Here is a 19,541-nt window from a genome sequence, read left to right on the forward strand (position 1 = left end):
CCACGACGGATCAGGTGCAGCGGCTGCGCCGGATCAGGTGCCAGGCGAGCAGCGTGCCGGCGATGGCGAGCACCGCTCCGACGCCGACCGACAGCACGAGGCCGGTTCGTCCGGCGGGTTCCGCCGCGGTGGCCTCGACCGGTACGGGGAAGGTCAGTTTCCCCTCCGTCTCGCGTTCCACCGTTCCACTGGTCAGCACCAGTCGGGCGGTCCACCGGCCGGGGGCGAGAGGTTCGGTCACCTCCGCGCTGACCTGGCCGGTCTGGCCCGGGAGGATCGTGACGCCGGTCGTGACGCTGAAGGGGCCGACCCTGGCCGTGCCGGACTCGCGGGACAGGGTGAGGGTTCCGTTCATGTCCAGGGCCCGCTCACCGGTGTTGTGTACCCGCGCGGTGACGACGGGCCATTCCCCGGGGCCTCGGCCGGCGGTGAGTCCGTCGATCCGGAAGTCCGTGGGCGGTTCGCCGCCGGGGCCGACGTCGAGGTAGATCCGCACGCCCACCCGGCGGATCTGGCCGATGTTGCTGCCGTCGGTCGGTGGTTTGGTGACCTGGGCGAGGAGGGCCGCGTACCGTTCGCCCCGGGACGCGGACTCCGGCACGCTGATGGTGACCTTGACGGCTCTCTTGGCGCCGGGCGGCAGGTCGATGTCGGGTACCTCGGTGCGCACCCAACTGCTCAGCTCGTTGCCGCCGCGACCGTCAAAGGCGGTGAAGACGTTCTCCCGGACGGTCGCGCCCGCCGCGTACAGCTCGATGTGCTGCCGCTCCGGGGACGAGTTCTGGATCTCGACACGGCGGTGGATGGTGGTACCCGGTTTGAGGTGGTCCACGATGTACGCCCGGGCACGGGGGTCCTTCACCCGGGCGGCCGGGATGTCCAGCATCCGGATGCTGATGGTCGGATCGTCCTCGACCCGGTGCGTGGTTCCTGGGAAGGCGGTGGCTGGCGATGCGGGCACCGCGAACGCCACGACGGCGACGGACGCCAGCACCACCAGCCACCGGACGCGGTCACAGGACAGTGTGGGTCACCGTGCCCGTGTAGACCCCGGCGACAGCGGTTTCGGGGATGTTGACCACGAGCGTCGGGTTCCAGGTGGCGGAGTTGTCGCCGTTGCCGCCGGTCAGGGAGAACGCCGTCCGCGGCACGTTGATGATCACTGCGTCACCGGGACCGGGCTGGCCAGGGGTGAAGGTGCCGTTGCCCGTCGTGGCGGTCGCGCCGCCGGACCAGTAGAGAACGTTGATGTTGGGGATCGTCTCCGCCGGGGTGCCACCGCCGGTGGTGAAGTCGGTGGCGATGACCGTCGCGGTCCAACTCGCGTTCAGGGCGGCGCGTTGGTCTGTCACGGTCACCGGCCCGATCTGTCCCGAGACGGTGTCACCGGGATTTCCGGCGCCGATGTTCGCCGTGGCCGGAACGGAGATCGCGAGTCCGTCCTCGGCCGCGACGGTCAGGGTGACGATGGTGTCCTCGGCCAACGCCGGGGAGGCGAGCCCGATGGCCAGTGCGGTGCCGGCCAGGCCGGCGACCAGGAATTTTGCCCTCACGAAAGATTCCCACCTTTGACTATGGAATGCAACGGACAGAAGTAACTTAAAGCCGCATATCAGTAGACATCGGTGAAACGGCGAATTGGGCCTTGAGGCATCCGGCGGGCCTTCCCGGGCCGTTGCCGAGCGTCACGTGGCGGGGGCTGCACGCCACCGTCATCCTTGTTACCGTGCCGACCATGCGTGCCGCCTTCGCCTCCCGATTCGACGACGCCGACCCACTCGCCGCCCTCACCGTGGGAGAGCAGCCCGAGCCGACCCCCTGGGACGACGACTGGGTGACCGTCCGGGTGCTGGCCAGCTCGCTCAACCACCACGACCTCTGGTCGCTGCGCGGCGTCGGCCTGGGCGAGGACCGCCTGCCGATGATCCTCGGCTGCGACGCGGTGGGCGTCGACCCGGACGGCAACGAGGTCGTCGTCTACCCGGTGATCGCCGACAAGGGCGACCCGCGCGGCATCTCCCTCCTCTCCGAGCACGCCCAGGGCACCCTCGCCGAGCGGGTGGCCGTCCCCCGGGCGAACCTGCTGCCGCTGCCCGCCGGGCTCTCCGTCACGGACGCCGCCTGCCTGCCCACCGCCTGGCTCACCGCCTGGCGGATGCTCCGGACCGTCGGACGGGTCGACGAGGGCGACGCCGTGCTCGTGCAGGGCGCCGGCGGCGGGGTCGCCACCGCGGCCGTGGCGCTCGCCCTGGCGATGGGCAAGCGGGTCTACGCGACCAGCCGGGACGCAGCCAAGCGGGAGCGGATCGCCGCGCTGGGCGCGACCGCCGTGGCGCCGGGGGCCCGGCTGCCGGAGCGGGTCGACGTGGTCATCGAGACGGTCGGCGCGGCCACCTTCGACCACTCGCTGAAGTCGGCCGCGCCGATGGCCCGGATCGTCGTCTCCGGGGCGACCGCCGGGCACGAGCCGAAGGTCAACCTGCGCCGGATCTTCGCCATGCAGTTGCAGATCCTCGGCACCTCGATGGGCACCCGGGACGACATGGCGCAGCTGCTCGCCTTCTGCGCCGAGCGTGCGGTGCGGCCGGTGGTCGACAGCGTGCACCCGTTCAGCCAGGTGGCCGAGGCGTTCGCCCGGCTGCACTCCGGTGACGTCTTCGGCAAGGTCGTCGTCGACCACACCCGCTGACCCCTGACCGGACACCCCGCTCGACGGCTTCCGGTGGCGCCCTGACCGGTGACGGTCGGGGCGCCCGTCGGCGCGTCCCGAGGCGGTCGTCGAGGGACGGTCAGAGGCGGTCGTCCAGGGTGGCGAGGCCGCCCCGGGCCGCGTCCACCGGCAGCCGGCCCCGGGCCGCCTCGTCGCCGTAGAGGCTCCAGCGCAGGAACTCGATCGTGGTGTCCGAGACGACCCGCAGGGACGCGCCGTCGGCGAGCAGGGCCCGCCCGTGGTCGCCCCGGGGCAGGCTCAGCATCGCCTTCGGCCAGGGAACCCGGTCGTAGGCGGCCCGGCCGGAGGCGTAGTCGACCACCTCGTCGAGTTCGCCGTGCACGAAGAGCTGCGGGGCGGCGGCGCCGACGAACGTGCTGCCCACGCCGAGCGCGGTGCCGGCGAGGACGACCCCGGCGTCGAGCCGCTCGTCCCGGTCCAGGGTGAACAGGCCGATGGTGGTCACCCCGCCGGCGGAGTGCCCGGTGGCGGCCACCCGGTCGGTGGCCAGCCGCCCGCGCAGCGGGTCGCCGGCCCGCTCGTCCAACCCCAGCACCTCGGTGAGCACGTACGACACGTCGGCCGGCTGGTTCAGCACGTCGAGCGGGTTGACCTGGGCGCCCCGGCTGGTGTGCGGGAAGGTGGGCGCGGCGACCACGAATCCCGCCGCCGCCCACCGGGTGAGCAGGGCGGCGTAGTCGGCGGGCCGGGCACCGAGGCCGTGGCTGAACACGACCACCGGGAAGCGGCCCCCGGCGACCGGGGCGGACCGTTCGGCCGTGCCGCCCGCCTCGCCCCGGGCCGGATACCAGAGGGTCACCGGCAGGGGCCGGTCGCCGTCCCGGTTCAGCGGGAGCTGGCGCACGCCGACCGCGAACGTCTGCTCCGGCGCCCGCCCGCGCGGGACCCCGGGGCCGGGCGTGGCGGTCGCCGACGGTTCGGCCGCCGGGGACCGGGTGGTCGGGGCGGCGTCCGTCGAGCACGCGGCCAGCCCCACGGTGAGCAGCGTGGTGGCGACGAGCGCGGCGGTACGGCGACGGGGCATGCCCCCGATTGTGCCTCGCGGAACGCCGCGCCCGACCCGATGACCAGGGTGCGGACCGTGGAACCGGGGTCGACCCGGCGGCTTAGCGCGCGACGCCGAGCCGGTCCTCGAAGGCGGTCACCCCGGGCAGCCGGGCGCCGGCCGCGATCCGCCGTCCGGACGTGGGGTCCTCGTAGAGCCGCCAGCGCAGCAGGTCGGTGGTGGTGGCGAGGACCTGCGCGAAACCGGGGCGGCCGGGGGTGAGGTACTCGCCGTGCCCCTGGCCGGGCAGGGTCAGGAACGCCCGGGGCCAGTCTGAGCGGTCGTACCCGGCCCGGCCGACGTGCCACGGCACGACCTGGTCGGCTCCGCCGTGCACGAAGAGCAGGGCGGCCGGTGGCCCGGCGAAGCTGCCCGCTATGCCGCCCCCGGCGATGATGACACCCGCGCGCAGTCGTGCCGAATGACCCGAGGCGAACATGCCGGCGGTGGTGAACCCCCCGGCCGAGTGCCCGGCGGCGGCCACCCGGCCGGTGTCCAGGTGCCCGGCGAGCAGGTCGCCGGGGGTGCCGTCCAGCCGGATCAGGTGGCGGATCACGCGCCAGGCGTCCGCCGGCTGGTTGCGCACGTCGGCCCGGTCGAACCGGGGCGAGCGGAGGTTGGTGTTCGGGTAGGTCGGCGCGGCCACCACGAATCCCGCCGCCGCCCACCGGGTGGTCAGCGCGGCGTGCAGCGCGGGGACGCTGCGCAGCCCGTGGCTGTACAGCACGACCGGGAACCGGCCCGGCGCGACCGACCGGCCGACCGCCGGGTACCAGACGGTCACCGGCAGCGGGCGGGCCGACCGGGGCTCGACGGTGAGCGTCCGCATGCCGACGTCGTACGCCTCCCGGGGGACCGGGCGGGGCGCCGACGCCGTGCCGGGAGCGGCGGTGGCCGTTCCGCACCCGGCCACCAGCGCCGCCAGCAGCACGGCGAGCAGGCGAGACAGCTTCATGTTGCAGACGGTAGGTGGCGGCGGGGCCGGGCGGTCCCGCTTTCCGGACCGGGTACGCCCACCGGCCGGTCGGTCCGGCCGACCCGGTCGGCGTACGGACGGTTCGCCGGGCCCGGGTTGCGCGGCTTCGATACCCTCGTCGGCATGGCTGACGACTCCGTCGACCCGGGTGGGGGCATCGAGTCGTTCCGCGCCTTCGTGCCCGCCCCGGACCTGGCCAGCCAGATCGGCCCGCCGGTGTCGCAGTCGTCGAAGCCCTCGCTGATTCTCGCGGTGGTGGTGGCCTCGGTGCTGCTCTCCCTGGCCTTCTGGATCGCGCTGGGCTGACCGCCCGGCTCAGGCTGCCCAGCTCGGGCTGCCTCCGCTCAGGCCGCCCAGCTCGGGCAGCATCCGGTCGGGCCGCCCGGTGGTCGGGCCGCCGCTCCCGGTGCGCTCAGCCGGCGGCGACCACGGAGCGGGCCGCCCGGGCGATCTCCCGTTCCTCGTCGGTGCCGACCACGCAGACCGCGACCTCGGCGCCGTCCGGCGAGACGATCCGGTCCCCGTCGCCGGTGGCGTTGCGCGTCGGGTCGACGCTGATCCCCAGCCGTTCCAGCCCGGCCAGCGCGGCGGCGCGTACCGGCGCGGCGTGCTCGCCCACCCCGGCGGTGAAGGTGACCGCGTCGACCCGTCCGAGCAGGGCGTAGTACGCCCCCACGTAGCCGGTGATCCGTCGGCAGTAGACGTCGAAGGCGAGCGCCGCCGCCGGGTCGCCGTCGGCGCGGCGGGCCAGCACCTCCCGCATGTCGTTGGCCCCGGCCAACCCGAGCAGCCCGCTGCGGTGGTTGAGCAGGTCGTCGAGTTCGTCGACGCCGAGACCGCCCTCGCGGTGCAGGTGGAACAGGATCGCCGGGTCGAGGTCGCCGCTGCGGGTGCCCATCACCAGGCCCTCCAGCGGCGACATCCCCATCGAGGTGGCGATGCTGCGTCCACCCGCCACCGCGCAGGCGCTCGCCCCGTTCCCCAGGTGCAGGGTGATCGTGTTGGTCTCCCCGTACGCCCGGTCGAGCAACTCCGCGGTGCGCCGGGAGACGTACGCGTGCGAGGTGCCGTGGAAGCCGTACCGGCGGACGCCGTACCGCCGGGCGGTCTCCCGGTCGACGGCGTAGGTGGCGGCGGCCTCGGGCAGGGTGTGGTGGAACGCGGTGTCGAAGACCGCGACCTGCGGGGTCTCCGGCAGCAGGTCGCGGGCCACCTCGATGCCGGCCAGGTTCGCCGGGTTGTGCAGCGGCGCGAGCGGGAACAGGTCGCGGATCGCGGCGAGCACCCCGTCGTCGACCCGCACCGGCTCGGTGAAGCGCTGCCCGCCGTGCACCACCCGGTGCCCGACCGCGACCAGGCCGGTCAGGTCCAGCCCGGCGAGGATCTCCCGGACCGCGCCGGCGTGGTCGGCCGGGCCACCGCCGGGCTCGCCGATCCGCTCGACGGTGCCCCGGTCCCGCACGGTGTCCCCCTCGTAGAGGCGGTACTTCACCGACGACGACCCGCTGTTGAGCACCAGCACCCGACTCACGACGACTCCCCGCTGCCGGCGGCCTGGATGGCGGTGATCGCCACCGTGTTGACGATGTCGGCGACGGTGGCGCCCCGGGACAGGTCGTTGACCGGCCGGCGGAGGCCCTGCATCACCGGGCCCACCGCGACCGCGCCGGCCGAGCGCTGCACCGCCTTGTACGTGTTGTTGCCGGTGTTCAGGTCCGGGAAGACGAAGACCGTGGCCCGCCCGGCCACCGGGCTCTCCGGCAGCTTGGTGGCCGCCACCTTCGGGTCGATCGCCGCGTCGTACTGGATCGGTCCCTCCACCAGCAGGTCCGGCCGGCGCTCCCGGACCAGCTTGGTGGCCGCCGCGACCTTCTCCACGTCCGCGCCCGCGCCCGAGCTGCCGGTGGAGTAGGAGAGCATGGCGACCCGGGGGTCGATGCCGAACCGGGCGGCGGTGTCGGCCGAGGAGATCGCGATGTCGGCGAGCTGGGCGGCGTCCGGGTCGGGGTTGACCGCGCAGTCGCCGTAGACCAGCACCCGGTCGGCGAGGAGCATGAAGAAGACGCTGGAGGCCACCGAGAGCCCCGGCACGGTACGGATGATCTCGAAGGCCGGGCGGATGGTGGCGGCCGTGGTGTGCGTCGCCCCGGAGACCATGCCGTCGGCGTGCCCGGTCTGCACCATCATCGTGCCGAAGTAGTTCGGCTGGGCCACGATGTCGTACGCCAACTCGACCGTCACGCCCCGGTGCCGGCGCAGGTCGGCGTAGCGCTCGGCGAACTCGTCCCGCCATTCGCTGGTGACCGGGTCGACCACCTCGACGCCGCCGACGTCGATGCCCAGCTCCCGGGTGCGCCGGGCGATGTCGTCCGGACGGCCCAGCAGGGTCAGCCCGGCCACGCCCCGCCGGAGCAGGATTTCGGCCGCCCGCAGGATCCGCTCCTCGGACCCCTCGGACAGCACCAGCCGCCGCTGCCGCGCGCGGGCCCGGTCGATCAGGTCGTACTCGAACATCAGCGGGGTGACCCGCGCGGACCGGCTGACCTCCAGCCGGCGGGCCAGGTCGACGGTGTCCACGTGCGACTCGAACGCGCCGAGCGCGGCCTCGACCTTGCGGGGGTTCGCCGGGCTGGGCCGCCCCTCGATCCGGTTCGACGCGGAGATCGTGTCGTAGCTGTCGGTCGGCACCGACAGCACGGCGAGGCCGGTGTTCATCCGCTCGACCAGCCGCATCGCCCGGGGATCGGGTCGCTCGCCGAGGGTGAGCACCAGTCCGGCCACCGAGACCTGCCCGGCCACGTGCGCGGCGCTCGCCGCGACCAGCAGGTCGTCCCGGTCCCCGGGCGTGATCACCAGGCAGCCGTCGGTCAGGTGCTCCAGCAGGGTCGGCACGTGCGCCGCGCCGACCACGTAGTCGAGCACGTCCCGGCCGAGCGCGGCGTCGTCCCCGGCGAGCAGGGTGGCTCCGAGCGCCGCCGCCACCTCGGCCACCGTCGGCGCCGACACGGTCGGCACCTCCGGGATCGCGTACGCCGGCACGGGCAGCTCCGGCAGCGTCATCGGCCCGGACACCCGGTTGGCGATCACCGCCAGCACCGTCGCCCCGAGGTCGACCAGGTCGTGGTACGCCCCCCGGGCCGCCGCCGCCACCGCCTCCGGCTCCTGCCCGAAACCGTCCACCACGGGCACCACCACGCTGCCGAACTCGGTCGCCAGCCGGGCGTTGAAGGCCAGCTCACGGGGGGCCGCCCCGTCACCGGAGTCGGTGAAGTCGCTGCCCACGACGACCATCGCCGGGCAGCCCCGTTCGATCTCCCGGTACCGTGCGACGATCCGGGAGACGAGTTCCTCCCGCCGACCCTCGCCGACCAGCGCCCTCGCCTCGGCGTAGGTGGCCCCGGCGGGCTCGGCCGCGCTGACGTCCACCCGGTAGCGGTCGCTGAGCAGGGCAAGGATCGGATCCGGCCGGACTCCGGAGACCAGCGGTCGGAACACGCCGATCCGCTCGACCTGTCGGGAGAGCAACTCGGCGAGCCCGAGCGCGATCGTCGACTTTCCTCCGCCGGAACCCACGCTGGTGAGATAGACGCTGCGGGCCACGCGGCCAACCTACTAGGTCGGCGTGCGCCGCGCCCGCCTGCGGTCCGGATGGTCCCGTCGCCACGTTTTCCCATGTCAGACGGGACACAGGCGCGGGTTTGCGAGACTTGTCCGTGGTTGACTCGCCGGGGTGGAGGGCCCAACCGAGATCATCCCAGTAGCTCCGGAATCATCCCCTATCTTCGTCGATCCCAGTGGACGCCGCCGGCGGTGGCTCCGCCGTACTGCGTACGCCGTCGGACTGGCCGGGGTGGCGTATACCGCCCTGGTGGGGGTCAGCTTCGCGGGCGGGCCGGTCCGGCCGGAGACGATCATCCCGTTCGTCGAGCCGACGACCCGGCAGTGGCAGCCGCCTCCGGCGGTCGAGCCCGCAGCCGGGTCCACGCCCGCCGTCGGCTCCTCCGCCACGCCCACCACCCGCACGCCACCCCGTCGTTCGGCGGCAACCCCGCCCACCTCGCCCTCCGCCACCCCCACCACCGCCGCGCCGACGCCGAGCACTCCCTCGCCGAGCCCGTCGGCGGAGGGATCGAGTAGCGACCGGCCGGAGGACACACCGACCCGGACGACGTCGCCCACGCCGCCGGTCACCAGCCCGTCGCCCGTACCCCCCACGCCGTCCCCGCAGGAGCCGATCGCGTCGGCCGAAGTGCTCACCCCGTGAGCCAGCCTCCCCACCGCACACCCGGTCCACCGGCCGACCGGCCCCGTCGGCCACGCCGGCACGCCCGGCCGCTCCCGCTCGCCGGTCCGGCGAACCGCGTCCGGCGCTACGTGCCACGACCGAGTTGGACCATCTTCGCGATGGTCTTCGTCCTCCTCGGCGGCATCCTGTTCGTCCAGGCGTACGCCAACGGCTCGTTCGTCCCCGACTACCGGGCGGAGGTCACTGCCGGCGGCGGGCAGGGCGAGGTGCCCGAGGAGATCCTCGGCGGCGGGCCGATCGTCAACACCACCTCCGGCCGCCCGCAGTCGTACCGGCTGCCGCCCCGCACCATGGTGCTCACCTTCGACGACGGCCCGGACGAGCGGTGGACCCCCGAGGTGACGAAGGTGCTGGAACGCCACCAGGTGCCCGGTACGTTCTTCGTCCTCGGTAACCAGGTCGTGCGGCATCCCGACCTGGTCCGTGCGCTGGCCGACTCAGGGCACGAACTCGGCGTGCACACCTTCACCCACCCCCACCTCGTCGACCTGCCCGGCTGGCAGCGCCGGCTGGAGTACACCCAGACCCAGCTCGCCATCGCCGGCGCCACCGGGATCCGCACCAACCTGCTGCGGTTCCCGTACTCGTCGCGGGCGGACGCCTTCCTCGACCGGGACTGGCCGCTGCTGCAACAAGCCGGTGAGCTGGGCTACCTGACCGTGGTGAACGACCTCGACAGCCGGGACTGGGAGCGGCGCGGCCCGGACTCGATGATCGCCAACTCCACCCCGACCGGTTACGCCGGGGCGGTCACCCTCTGGCACGACTCCGGCGGTGACCGCTCGCAGACCGTCGAGGCGCTGGACCGCTTTATCCCGATGATGAAGGAGCGGGGGTACCGCTTCACCACGGTCAGCGGCGCGCTGGACCTGGCCCTCGCCGAGGCCGGGGCCACCGGGGGCGGGCCCGGTCCGACCAGCGCGTCGGCGGGGGAGCAGTGGCGGGGCGCCATGCTGATTCGGGCGGTGCGGGCCGCGGACACCACCTTCGTGGTCTTCAACATCCTCTTCGTCGTCGTCGGCGTGCTCACCATCGGGCGTACCGTGCTGCTCTTCCTGCTGGCCCTCCGGCACGCCCGCCGCCGACGCCGCCGGGACTGGTCCTGGGGTCCACCGGTGACGGAGCCGGTCTCGGTGGTCGTACCCGCCTACAACGAAAAGGAGGGGATCGCGGCGGCGGTCCGCTCGCTCGCCTCGGGCGACCACCCCGGCGGCATCGAGGTGGTCGTCGTCGACGACGGGTCCACCGACGGCACCGCCGACATCGTGGCCGGTCTCGGCCTGCCGAACGTGCGGGTGGTCCGCAAGCCGAACGGCGGCAAGCCGAGCGCGCTCAACACCGGGGTCGCGCTGGCCCGGCACGACCTGATCGTCATGGTCGACGGGGACACCGTCTTCGAGCCCGACGCGGTCCGCCGCCTGGTCCAGCCCTTCGCCGACCCGCAGGTGGGCGCGGTCGCCGGCAACGTCAAGGTGGGCAACCGGCGCAGCATGATCGCCAAGTGGCAGCACATCGAGTACGTCATCGGCTTCAACCTGGACCGTCGCCTCTACGAGACGCTGCGGTGCATGCCCACCGTCCCGGGCGCGATCGGCGGTTTCCGGCGGCAGGCCCTGGCGTACGCGGGCGGGATGACCGACGAGACGCTCGCCGAGGACACCGACGTCACCATGGCCCTCGGCCGGGCCGGCTGGAAGGTGGTGTACGAGGAGAGCGCCCGCGCCTGGACGGAGGCGCCGACCAGCCTCGGACAGTTGTGGAAGCAGCGCTACCGGTGGAGCTACGGCACCATGCAGGCGATGTGGAAGCACCGCCGCTCGGTGCTCGACCGGGGGGCCTCCGGCCGGTTCAGCCGGCGGTGCCTGACGTTCCTGACCCTCTTCGGGGTCGTGCTGCCGCTGACCGCCCCGGTCATCGACCTGCTCGCCCTGTACGGCCTGGTCTTCCTGGACCGGACCGAGACCGCGCTGGCCTGGCTGGCGATGCTCGGGTTGCAGTTCCTCACCGCGGTCGTGGCGTTCCGTCTGGACCGGGAGAAGCTCGGGGTCCTCTGGGTGCTGCCGTTGCAGCAGTTCGTCTACCGCCAGCTGATGTACCTGGTGCTGGTCCAGTCGGTGGTCACCGCGCTGACCGGCGGCCGGCTCGGCTGGCAGAAGCTGCGCCGCACCGGGCTCGACGCCGCCGGCCCCGGTCAGTCGGGCCGACCGGTGGCGCCGGTGACCGGCCGGAGGTGACGTGCCGGGTCAGCGGCCGGAGGCGGGGCGACGCGGGTCAGCGGCCGGCGTGTCGGCCGGCGCGTTCGGCGAGCCCGAGGGCGTACTCGGGCCACCAGACGCCGATCTCCGGCTCGCCCGGGCGGCAGGACCCGTCGGACTCGCCCGGGTACTTGACCCAGAGCAGCGCGTCGACCCGGTCCAGGCCGGTCTCGGTGGTGGGTTCCTCGCCGAGCGCCCGCCCCGGCGGGTTGCACCAGCTCGGCGCGCCCGCCACCGTCGGTTCCGGGTACGGGCCGTTGCCGTTGCGACTGGTGTCGATCACGAACGTCGTCGTACCGCCCAGGGCGTCGGAGATCCGGTGGCCGTACCGCAGGTTCTCTCGAGTGCCGACGAAGTTGGCGACGTTCAGGGCGAAGCCGTCGGCGTCGGCGATCCCGGCCCGGGTCAGCGCCGCCGCCAGCTTCGTGTCGTCCCGGACCCAGCCCGGGTGCCCCGCGTCCAGGTAGACCCGTGCGCTGCCGGTGCTCCTGAGCACCGTGACCGCGTCGCGCAGCAGCGTGAGCCGTTCGTCGACGTCGGTCACGCACCGGTCGACGGCGTCCGGCACCGCGCCCGGTTCGAGGATCACGGTGACCGGACGACCCCGGACCGCGCCGGCCAGCTCCCGGATCCACGTCCGGTACGCCCCGGCCGTGCCGGCGCCCCCGCCGCCCCGCCGACCGCAGTCACGCTGCGGCAGGTTGTGGGTGACCAGGATCGGCGTCTGCCCGGCGAGCGCCGCGCCGGCCAGGTACTCCGCCACCTGGTCGGTGACCGGGGTGGTGCCGTCGACCAGCCACCGGGCGGTCGGCCGGGTGCTGATCCCGCGCAGTGTCGCGGCGTCGCCACCGCGGGTCCGCTCCCATCGGGTGACCTGCTCCGCCGCCGCGCTGTACGGGTCGACGTAGAAGACCGGCGGTGGTGGCGCGGCCGGGGCGACCGGGGCCGTCCCGGTGGGCGTCCGCCCGCCCGTGGCCCCGTCCGCGCAGCCGGCCAGGAACCCGGTGAGCGCGATCCCGGCCAGCAGGGCGGCACGGCGGCCGGGGCGGAGGCTGTTGCGCACGGCCGTCACGCTACCTGCTGCCCCAGCTGGGAAAACTAGTCGTCGTCCTCGTCGTCCAGTCGGGCCAGCCAGGTGGCGAACCGTTCGATCGGCGTCTCGAACTCCGGGTTCAGGTCGACGAAGTCGCGCAGCCGCTCGCCCAGCCACTCGACCGACACGGACTCCTCTCCGCGCCGCTGGACCAGCTCCTCGATACCACGGTCGGTGAAGTACACGGTGCTCTCCTCGACATGCCGCTGGGGCAGGCCCGGCCGGTGTCGGCGGGCGCTGCCCCAGCGTGGGACGGGCTCAGGGACGGGGCAGGGCCGCTTCGATGAGCGCGGTCTGCTCGACGTCGTGCATCTTCGCCGAGCCGACGGCGGGGGCCGCCGCAGCCGGCCGGGAGATCCGCCGCAGCCGGACGTCCTCCAGGTGCTCCAGCAGGTTGAGCGCGACGAAGCTCCAGGCGCCCTGGTTGGCCGGCTCCTCCTGCACCCAGGCGAAGTCCTCGGCGTTCGGGTACTCGGCCAGGGCGGCCCGGATCTCCGCCACCGGCAGCGGGTAGAGCTGCTCGATCCGGATGATCGCGGTGTCCGTGATGCCCCGCTCGGCGCGGGCCTGGAACAGGTCGTAGTAGACCTTGCCCGAGCAGAGCAGCACCCGCTTCACCTGCTCCGGTGCCGGCGCGGCCCCGTCGCGCAGCACCGGCTGGAAGGTGCCCGAGGTGAACTCCTCCACCTGCGAGACGCAGAGCTTGTGCCGCAGCAGCGACTTCGGCGTGAAGACCACCAGCGGCTTGCGCTTCGGCGACAACGCCTGGCGACGCAGCAGGTGGAAGTAGTTCGCCGGGGTGGTCGGGATGGCCACCCGCATGTTGTCCTCGGCGCACATCTGGAGGAACCGCTCGGGTCGACCGGAGGTGTGGTCCGGGCCCTGGCCCTCGTGGCCGTGCGGCAGCAGCAGGGTCACCGCCGAGCGCTGGCCCCACTTCACCTCGCCCGAGGAGATGAACTCGTCGATCACCGACTGGGCGCCGTTGACGAAGTCACCGAACTGGGCCTCCCAGCAGACCAGCGCGTTGACGTTCTCCACCGAGTAGCCGTACTCGAAGCCCATCGCGGCGTACTCGGACAGCAGCGAGTCGTGCACGAAGAACCGGGACCGCTCGCCGTCGGCGGTGAGCGACTTCAGCGGGAGGTAGTCGTCGCCGGTCTTGGCGTCGACCACCGCCGCGTGCCGCTGCACGAAGGTGCCCCGGCGGGAGTCCTGACCGGCGAGCCGGACGGTGACCCCGTCGTGCAGCAGCGCGCCGAAGGCGATGATCTCGCCGAAGCCCCAGTCGATCCCGCCCTCGACGGACATCTTCGCCCGCCGGTCGAGCAGCTGCTGGATCCGCTTGTGCGGGGTGAAGCCCTCGGGGAGGTTGACGTGCGCGTCCCCGACCGCCTTGACCACGGCGGCGTCGGTGGCGGTCTCCACCTGCGGCTCCGGCTCGTCCTCGCGGCGCGGTCGGGCGACCTGCTTCGGGGCCGACGCGGCGTCCCGGGTGGCCTTGAAGACCCGCTCCAGCTGCGCCTGGTAGTCGCGGAGCAGCTCCTCCGCGTCCTCCACGGTGATGTCGCCCCGACCGATCAGCTCCTCGGTGTAGAGCTTCCGGACCGAGCGCTTCGAGTCAATGATCTTGTACATCTGGGGGTTGGACATCGAGGGGTCGTCGCCCTCGTTGTGCCCGCGCCGCCGGTAGCAGACCATGTCGATGACGACGTCCTTGTTGAACGCCTGACGGTACTCGAAGGCGAGCCGGGCGACCCGGACCACGGCCTCGGGGTCGTCGCCGTTGACGTGGAAGATCGGCGCCTGGATCATCCGGGCCACGTCGGTGCTGTAGAGGCTGGACCGCGAGTACTCCGGGGCGGTGGTGAAACCGACCTGGTTGTTGACCACCACGTGCACGGTGCCGCCGGTGCGGTAGCCGCGCAGCTGGGAGAGGTTGAGCGTCTCGGCGACCACACCCTGACCGGCGAAGGCGGCGTCACCGTGCACCGCCAGCGGCAGCACGGTGTACCCCTCCAGCTTCAGGTCGATCCGGTCCTGCTTGGCCCGGACGATGCCCTCCAGCACCGGGTCGACCGCCTCCAGGTGGGACGGGTTCGCCACCACCGAGACCTTCACCTGGTGCGCGCCGTCGGGCGTGCTGAACTTGCCGTTCTGGCCGAGGTGGTACTTGACGTCGCCGGAGCCCTGGGTCGAGCGCGGGTCGAGGTGCCCCTCGAACTCCGAGAAGATCTTCTCGTACGGCTTGCCGACCACGTTGGCCAGCACGTTCAGCCGGCCCCGGTGGGCCATGCCGATGACGACCTCGTCCAGCCCGGCCTCGGCGGAGGACTCCAGCACCTCGCCGAGGAGCGGGATCAGCGACTCGCCGCCCTCCAGCGAGAAGCGCTTCTGCCCGACGTACTTGGTCTGGAGGAAGGTCTCGAACGCCTCGGCCGCGTTCAGCCGGTTGAGCACGTGCTTCTGCTCGTCGGCGGTGGGCTTCTCGTACTGGCGCTCGATCCGCTCCTGGATCCAGCGCCGCTCCTCCGGGTCCTGGATGTGCATGTACTCGATGCCGATCCGGCGGCAGTACGAGTCGCGCAGCACACCGAGGATCTCGCGCAGCTTCATCCGCTTCTTGCCCGCGAAGCCGTTGACCGGGAACTGGCGGTCCAGGTCCCACAGGGTCAGTCCGTGCTGGAGGACGTCCAGGTCCGGGTGCTTGCGGATCTTGAACTCGAGCGGGTCGGTGTCGGCCATCAGGTGGCCGCGCACCCGGTACGCGTGGATCAGCTCGTGCACCCGGGCGGTCTTGTTGATCTGGCCCTCGTTGTTGACCGCGACGTCGCGCATCCAGCGCACCGGCTCGTACGGGATGCGCAGCGAGGTGAAGATCTGGTCGTAGAAGGCGTGCTCGCCGAGGAGCAGCTCGTGCATGACCTTGAGGAACTCGCCGGACTGCGCGCCCTGGATGATCCGGTGGTCGTACGTGCTGGTCAGCGAGATGACCTTGCTGACCGCCAGTTCGGCCAGGGTGGCCTCGCTCATGCCCTGGTACGGCGCCGGGTACTCCATGGCGCCGACGCCGATGATCGCGCTCTGCCCCTGCATGAGCCGGGGGATCGAGTGCACCGTGCCGATGCCGCCCGGGTTGGTCAGCGAGATCGTGGTGCCGGCGTAGTCGTCCATGGTCAGCTCGTTGCGGCGGGCGCGCCGGACCACGTCCTCGTACGCCTGCCAGAACTGCCGGAAGTCCATCTGCTCGCAGGCCTTGATGGAGGGGACCACCAGGTTGCGGGTGCCGTCCGGCTTGGTCAGGTCGATGGCGATGCCGAGGTTGACGTGCTCGGGCGTGACCATCGCCGGCTTGCCGTCGACCTCGGCGAAGGAGTTGTTCATCTCCGGGTGCTGGACCAGCGCCCGGACCATCGCGTACCCGATCAGGTGGGTGAAGCTGACCTTGCCACCCCGGCCCCGGGCCAGGTGGTTGTTGATCACGATGCGGTTGTCCACCAGGAGCTTTGCCGGCACGGCCCGGACGCTCGTCGCGGTCGGCACGTTCAGCGAGGCGTCCATGTTCTGGACGATGCGCGCGGCCACGCCCCGCAGCGGGGTGGTGCGGGGGCCGCTCGGCGCCGGCTGGGCAGCGGCCTTGGCGGCCGGCTTGGCCGGGGCGGCCTTCTCCGGGGCGGGCTTGGCCGGAGCCGTCTTGGCGGGCGCGGTGGCGGCCGGCTTGGCCGACGGCTTCGCCTGCGGCGCGGCCGTCCGGCCGTTGTCCGGCTGCCCGGCGGCCGGGCGGTCACCGTCGGTCCGGGTCACGGTCGCGGCGGGCTCCTGCTGCCCGGCCGGCTCCGCCGTGGTGGCGGGGGCCGCCTTCTTCGGCGCCGTCGCCGGGCTACCGGCGCCCGGACCGGGGCGGTAGTCGGCAAAGAAGTCGTGCCAGGCCGAATCGACGCTGTTGGGGTCGGCGAGGTAGCGCTGGTACATCTCCTCGACGATCCACTCGTTCGGGCCGAAACCCGCCAGTGGGTTCTCCTGCGAAGTCTGCTGGGTCGACACGGCCGGTAATCGCCTCTTTCACGCGGGTTGTGTGTCTCGCGACGTCCGCGGGCAGTCCCCGGGGGGAGCGGACAGACGGCTCCCAGGCTACGCCGTGCGCGGGCCGGAGGCATTTCCGCCTCCGGCCCGTGTCACGTTTCACAGAAGACGCCAGAAATTCACCAACTGCCGGGTACGTCGTCGTCTCCTGCTAAGGGAATCCACCCCGGGTGGAAGCGGCGTCGACGCGCCCCGCCAGCTCCCTAAGCTCCGGCCTCAGGAGATGTCCCGGCGGCGGGTGATCATGACGCCGGCCAGCCCGGCGGCGACCGCGTACGCGACCAGCACCAGGGCGCCCGTCCACCACGGCGGCAGCATCGGCGAGTCGATGCCGCTGATCATGATCTGGGAGGCCATCGCCGGCCAGACCACCTGCCACTCCAGGATGGCCTCGGAGTCGAGCAGGTTGGACAGGAGCAGGAAGAGCAGCCCCACGACCTGGGTGCCGACCAGGTAGACCACCGAGGCGGTGATCACCGCGCCGAGCTGGTTGGTGATCAGCGTGCCGAGGCCGACGCCGAGGACCGTCCAGATCGCGTACGCCAGCAGGTTGAGCAGCAGGGCCCGGTGGACCTCCCACTCGCCGAGCTGGGTGCCGAAGTCGTTGACGGACATGAAGATCACGCCAGCGACCAGGGCGATCACCGTGGTGACCAGCCAGAACACGAAGCCCATCGCCGACGCCGCGATCAGCTTGCTGGCGATCACCGAGGTGCGCCGGGGCGTGCTGAGGAACGTGGTGGTGGCCGTCTGGTGGAAGAACTCGTTGGTCACCATCAGGATGCCGATCAGCATCACCAGGAGCAGGCCGAAGAACTGCCCGGAGGTGTAGAGGTTCGCCGCCTGCCCGGCCACGTCGGCCTGGGCTGCCGCCTCCTCGGGCGGGAGGCCGATCTCGGCGGGGTCGCCGGTGAGCGAGACGTGGGTGATCCAGGCGTTGAACGCGAAGGCGACCGCCGTGGCGAGGAAGGCCCCGATCGCCAGCAGCCACCAGGTGCTGGTCGTCCGGATCTTGAGGAGTTCGGACCGGACCAGGTTCATCATCGGATGTCCGCCTTTCCGGCCGTCAGGTCCAGGAAGACCCGTTCCAGGTCGGGTCGTTCCGGCGTCAGTTCGTGCAGTTCGATCTGGGCGGCCAGCGCGGCCCGGCCCACCGCCGGGGCGTCCACGCCGGCGACCAGGAGCGCGCCCTGCCCGTCCGGCTCGACCGTGGCGGAGAGTTCCTTCAGCGCCGTGACCAGCGCCTCCGCCTGTGGGGTCCGCACCCGTACGCGGGCGGACTGGGTCATCGACCCGAGGACCTCGGCGACCGGTCCCTGCCGGATCAGCCGCCCGGCCGCGATGATCACCACGTCGTCGGCGAGCAGCTGCATCTCGGAGAGCAGGTGGCTGGAGACCAGCACCGTCTTCCCCTGGTGGGCCAGGCCCTTGAGGAAGCCCCGCATCCAGCGGATCCCCTCCGGGTCGAGGCCGTTCGCCGGCTCGTCCAGGATCAGCACCCGGGGGTCGCCCAGCATCGCCGCGGCGATGCCGAGCCGCTGCTTCATGCCCAGCGAGTAGCCCTTGAACTTGCGATTCGCCGCCGGCGTCAGGCCGACCATGGCGAGCGCCTCGTCGGCCCGCTGCTTCGGCAGGCCCGCCGCCGCGCAGATCACCCGGAGGTGGTTGATCCCGGTACGGCCCTTGTGCGCGCTGGACGCCTCCAGGACCGCGCCGACGTGTCGGAGCGGCTGTGCCAGGTCGGCGTAGCGCGTCCCGCTGATGGTGGCCGTCCCCTCGGTCGGGGTGACCAGGTTCAGCAGCATCCGCAGTGTGGTGGTCTTGCCCGCGCCGTTCGGTCCGAGGAAGCCGGTCACCCTCCCCGGCTGCACGGTGAACGACAGGTTGTCGACCGCTCGCACGGTGCGGTACTGCTTCGTCAGGCCGGACACCACGATCCGACCCTGGTCGGCGGGGCTCGGCTGCCCGTCAGACATCTTTCTCCTCTCCCTGGCGCAGAGAAGCGCCGTTACCCAGCGTGACGGCTGGGTCGGGCAAGGTCAATAACGCTCGACTCTGAGATGTGTCTCCACCTCAGGCAGGACCGGGTCCTCCCCAGGGGGGAGAACACTACCTTGGGTAGCGGCTGCGCCACCGAAGTGGTGCCGCCCGTGCCGCGCCGGCCGGCCGGCGCGTCCAGTACCGGGGAGCGGCCTGTTCGGCGGCGGGGCGGTGGATCAGTCGGCGGGCAGGGCGATCCAGGTGGCGCGGGCGTGGGCCAGGAGGGTGCCGTCGGGGGCGTACAGACTGGAGTGCACCAGGGCCTTGCGTCCCTCGCCGCCGCTCGCCGCCCCGGTCACCACGCACTCGTCGCCCGGTCGGGGCAGCGCCGCGACGCGCACCGCGATCCGGCCCAGCACGTACGGGCGGCCGGGGCCGATCACCGCCCAGCCGCCGGGACAGTCCAGCGCCGCCCAGACCGTCTCCGGACGGACCTCGGCCGGCACCCGGAACGGGGCCGCCGTCCGGCCGTCGGGAAGCCGCCCGGGGAAGATCCGCAGACCGTCGGGGTGCTCCGGCCCGCACACGTAGCAGCCGGGGAAGGGATGACCGGTGAAACCGGCATAGTCGGCGGAGGCGGCCCGTGCGGTGGCCAGGTCCACCCCCGGCACGGTCGGGGCGAACTCCGCCACCGGCGTCACCTGGGCGACCAGCGCCCCGTCCGGGTCGTGGACCTCGTGGCGACCGGGCTGGTCGTTGGCGGGAACCGTACGCAGCGGCACCCCCAGCGGTGGGGGTCGGCGCAGGGTCACCTCGACCGTCCCCGGCGGCGCGGCGGCGGAGCCGGCGTCCCCGCCGGTGCCGCCGACCGCGGTGGCGAAGATCCCGGCGCTCCAGCCGCCGTTGCCCGAGCCGGGCGGTCCGTTGTAGCGCGCCTCGATGATCATCCGGTAGGTCCTCCGTCGCCACGGCCCGGCGGCGGTGCCGGGCCCTCGGGCAGCCTGCCACGTCCCCCCGCCCGCCGACAGGTCCCCGGCCGGCGACAGGCGTTCATCCGATCGACACCCACCGA

16 protein-coding genes are annotated in these 19,541 nt (G+C 72.8%); 4 read left to right on the forward strand and 12 right to left on the reverse strand.

Features of this window, described 5'->3' with window-relative positions; translation table 11 throughout:
* Positions 1–10: 10 nt before the first annotated feature.
* A complete protein-coding gene (locus tag GA0070618_RS15485) occupies positions 11–997 on the reverse strand; it encodes a hypothetical protein (RefSeq protein ID WP_088982267.1) in 987 nt (328 codons plus the stop codon).
* Between the two features lie 16 nt (positions 998–1,013).
* Positions 1,014–1,553, reverse strand: a complete 540-nt coding sequence (locus tag GA0070618_RS15490; protein WP_231931755.1) for a hypothetical protein — start codon at positions 1,551–1,553, stop codon at positions 1,014–1,016.
* A gap of 173 nt (positions 1,554–1,726) precedes the next feature.
* Between GA0070618_RS15490 and GA0070618_RS15495 the strand changes: the two genes are divergently transcribed.
* Positions 1,727–2,689: a zinc-binding dehydrogenase gene (locus GA0070618_RS15495; RefSeq protein WP_088982268.1), complete on the forward strand. Its 963-nt coding sequence runs from the start codon at positions 1,727–1,729 to the stop codon at positions 2,687–2,689.
* 100 nt (positions 2,690–2,789) lie between these two features.
* Here GA0070618_RS15495 and GA0070618_RS15500 read toward each other — a convergent pair whose 3' ends face one another.
* Together GA0070618_RS15500 and GA0070618_RS15505 are read right to left on the reverse strand one after the other, a co-directional pair.
* Positions 2,790–3,755 (reverse strand): alpha/beta hydrolase family protein, encoded by a 966-nt coding sequence (locus GA0070618_RS15500; RefSeq protein WP_088982269.1) that lies wholly within the window; start codon positions 3,753–3,755, stop codon positions 2,790–2,792.
* An 82-nt stretch (positions 3,756–3,837) separates the two neighbouring features.
* A complete protein-coding gene (locus GA0070618_RS15505) occupies positions 3,838–4,731 on the reverse strand; it encodes an alpha/beta hydrolase family protein (protein WP_088982270.1) in 894 nt (297 codons plus the stop codon).
* Between the two features lie 144 nt (positions 4,732–4,875).
* Here GA0070618_RS15505 and GA0070618_RS15510 point away from each other — a divergent pair, with 144 nt between their 5' ends.
* Positions 4,876–5,058: a hypothetical protein gene (locus GA0070618_RS15510; RefSeq protein WP_143740249.1), complete on the forward strand. Its 183-nt coding sequence runs from the start codon at positions 4,876–4,878 to the stop codon at positions 5,056–5,058.
* A gap of 106 nt (positions 5,059–5,164) precedes the next feature.
* Here the strand turns inward: GA0070618_RS15510 and GA0070618_RS15515 are convergent, their stop codons facing one another.
* Together GA0070618_RS15515 and pta are read right to left on the reverse strand one after the other, a co-directional pair.
* Positions 5,165–6,283, reverse strand: a complete 1,119-nt coding sequence (locus tag GA0070618_RS15515; protein WP_088982272.1) for an acetate/propionate family kinase — start codon at positions 6,281–6,283, stop codon at positions 5,165–5,167.
* The gene (gene pta / locus GA0070618_RS15520) at positions 6,280–8,352 is read right to left on the reverse strand and encodes a phosphate acetyltransferase (RefSeq protein WP_088982273.1); all 2,073 of its coding nucleotides are present in this window, start codon (positions 8,350–8,352) and stop codon (positions 6,280–6,282) included. Before pta ends, GA0070618_RS15515 begins: the two co-directional genes overlap by 4 nt.
* Before the next feature lie 250 nt (positions 8,353–8,602).
* Here pta and GA0070618_RS33485 point away from each other — a divergent pair, with 250 nt between their 5' ends.
* Both GA0070618_RS33485 and GA0070618_RS15530 read left to right on the forward strand, forming a co-directional pair.
* A complete protein-coding gene (locus GA0070618_RS33485; protein WP_157748945.1) occupies positions 8,603–9,016 on the forward strand; it encodes a hypothetical protein in 414 nt (137 codons plus the stop codon).
* Positions 9,017–9,156: 140 nt separating this feature from the next.
* A complete protein-coding gene (locus tag GA0070618_RS15530; RefSeq protein WP_088985552.1) occupies positions 9,157–11,292 on the forward strand; it encodes a bifunctional polysaccharide deacetylase/glycosyltransferase family 2 protein in 2,136 nt (711 codons plus the stop codon).
* A gap of 37 nt (positions 11,293–11,329) precedes the next feature.
* On the opposite strand, the gene GA0070618_RS15535 is transcribed toward GA0070618_RS15530, so the two are convergent.
* From GA0070618_RS15535 to GA0070618_RS15560, 6 genes are all read right to left on the reverse strand, one after another.
* Complete coding sequence (locus GA0070618_RS15535) at positions 11,330–12,376, reverse strand: glycoside hydrolase family 6 protein (protein WP_088985553.1); 1,047 nt, start codon at positions 12,374–12,376, stop codon at positions 11,330–11,332.
* Between the two features lie 35 nt (positions 12,377–12,411).
* Complete coding sequence (locus GA0070618_RS15540) at positions 12,412–12,591, reverse strand: DUF6104 family protein (RefSeq protein ID WP_088982274.1); 180 nt, start codon at positions 12,589–12,591, stop codon at positions 12,412–12,414.
* Positions 12,592–12,664: 73 nt separating this feature from the next.
* Positions 12,665–16,450: a multifunctional oxoglutarate decarboxylase/oxoglutarate dehydrogenase thiamine pyrophosphate-binding subunit/dihydrolipoyllysine-residue succinyltransferase subunit gene (locus GA0070618_RS15545; protein WP_088982275.1), complete on the reverse strand. Its 3,786-nt coding sequence runs from the start codon at positions 16,448–16,450 to the stop codon at positions 12,665–12,667.
* A 255-nt stretch (positions 16,451–16,705) separates the two neighbouring features.
* On the reverse strand, positions 16,706–17,533 hold the full coding sequence (locus GA0070618_RS15550) for an ABC transporter permease (protein ID WP_088982276.1): 828 nt from the start codon (positions 17,531–17,533) through the stop codon (positions 16,706–16,708).
* Complete coding sequence (locus tag GA0070618_RS15555; RefSeq protein WP_088982277.1) at positions 17,530–18,465, reverse strand: ABC transporter ATP-binding protein; 936 nt, start codon at positions 18,463–18,465, stop codon at positions 17,530–17,532. The genes GA0070618_RS15550 and GA0070618_RS15555 overlap by 4 nt, the downstream gene beginning before the upstream one ends.
* 240 nt (positions 18,466–18,705) lie before the next feature.
* Positions 18,706–19,416, reverse strand: coding sequence for a hypothetical protein (locus GA0070618_RS15560; RefSeq protein WP_088982278.1), 711 nt, complete (start codon positions 19,414–19,416; stop codon positions 18,706–18,708).
* Between the last annotated feature and the right edge of the window lie 125 nt (positions 19,417–19,541).

This window comes from Micromonospora echinospora, from assembly GCF_900091495.1.
GTDB lineage: Bacteria > Actinomycetota > Actinomycetes > Mycobacteriales > Micromonosporaceae > Micromonospora > Micromonospora echinospora.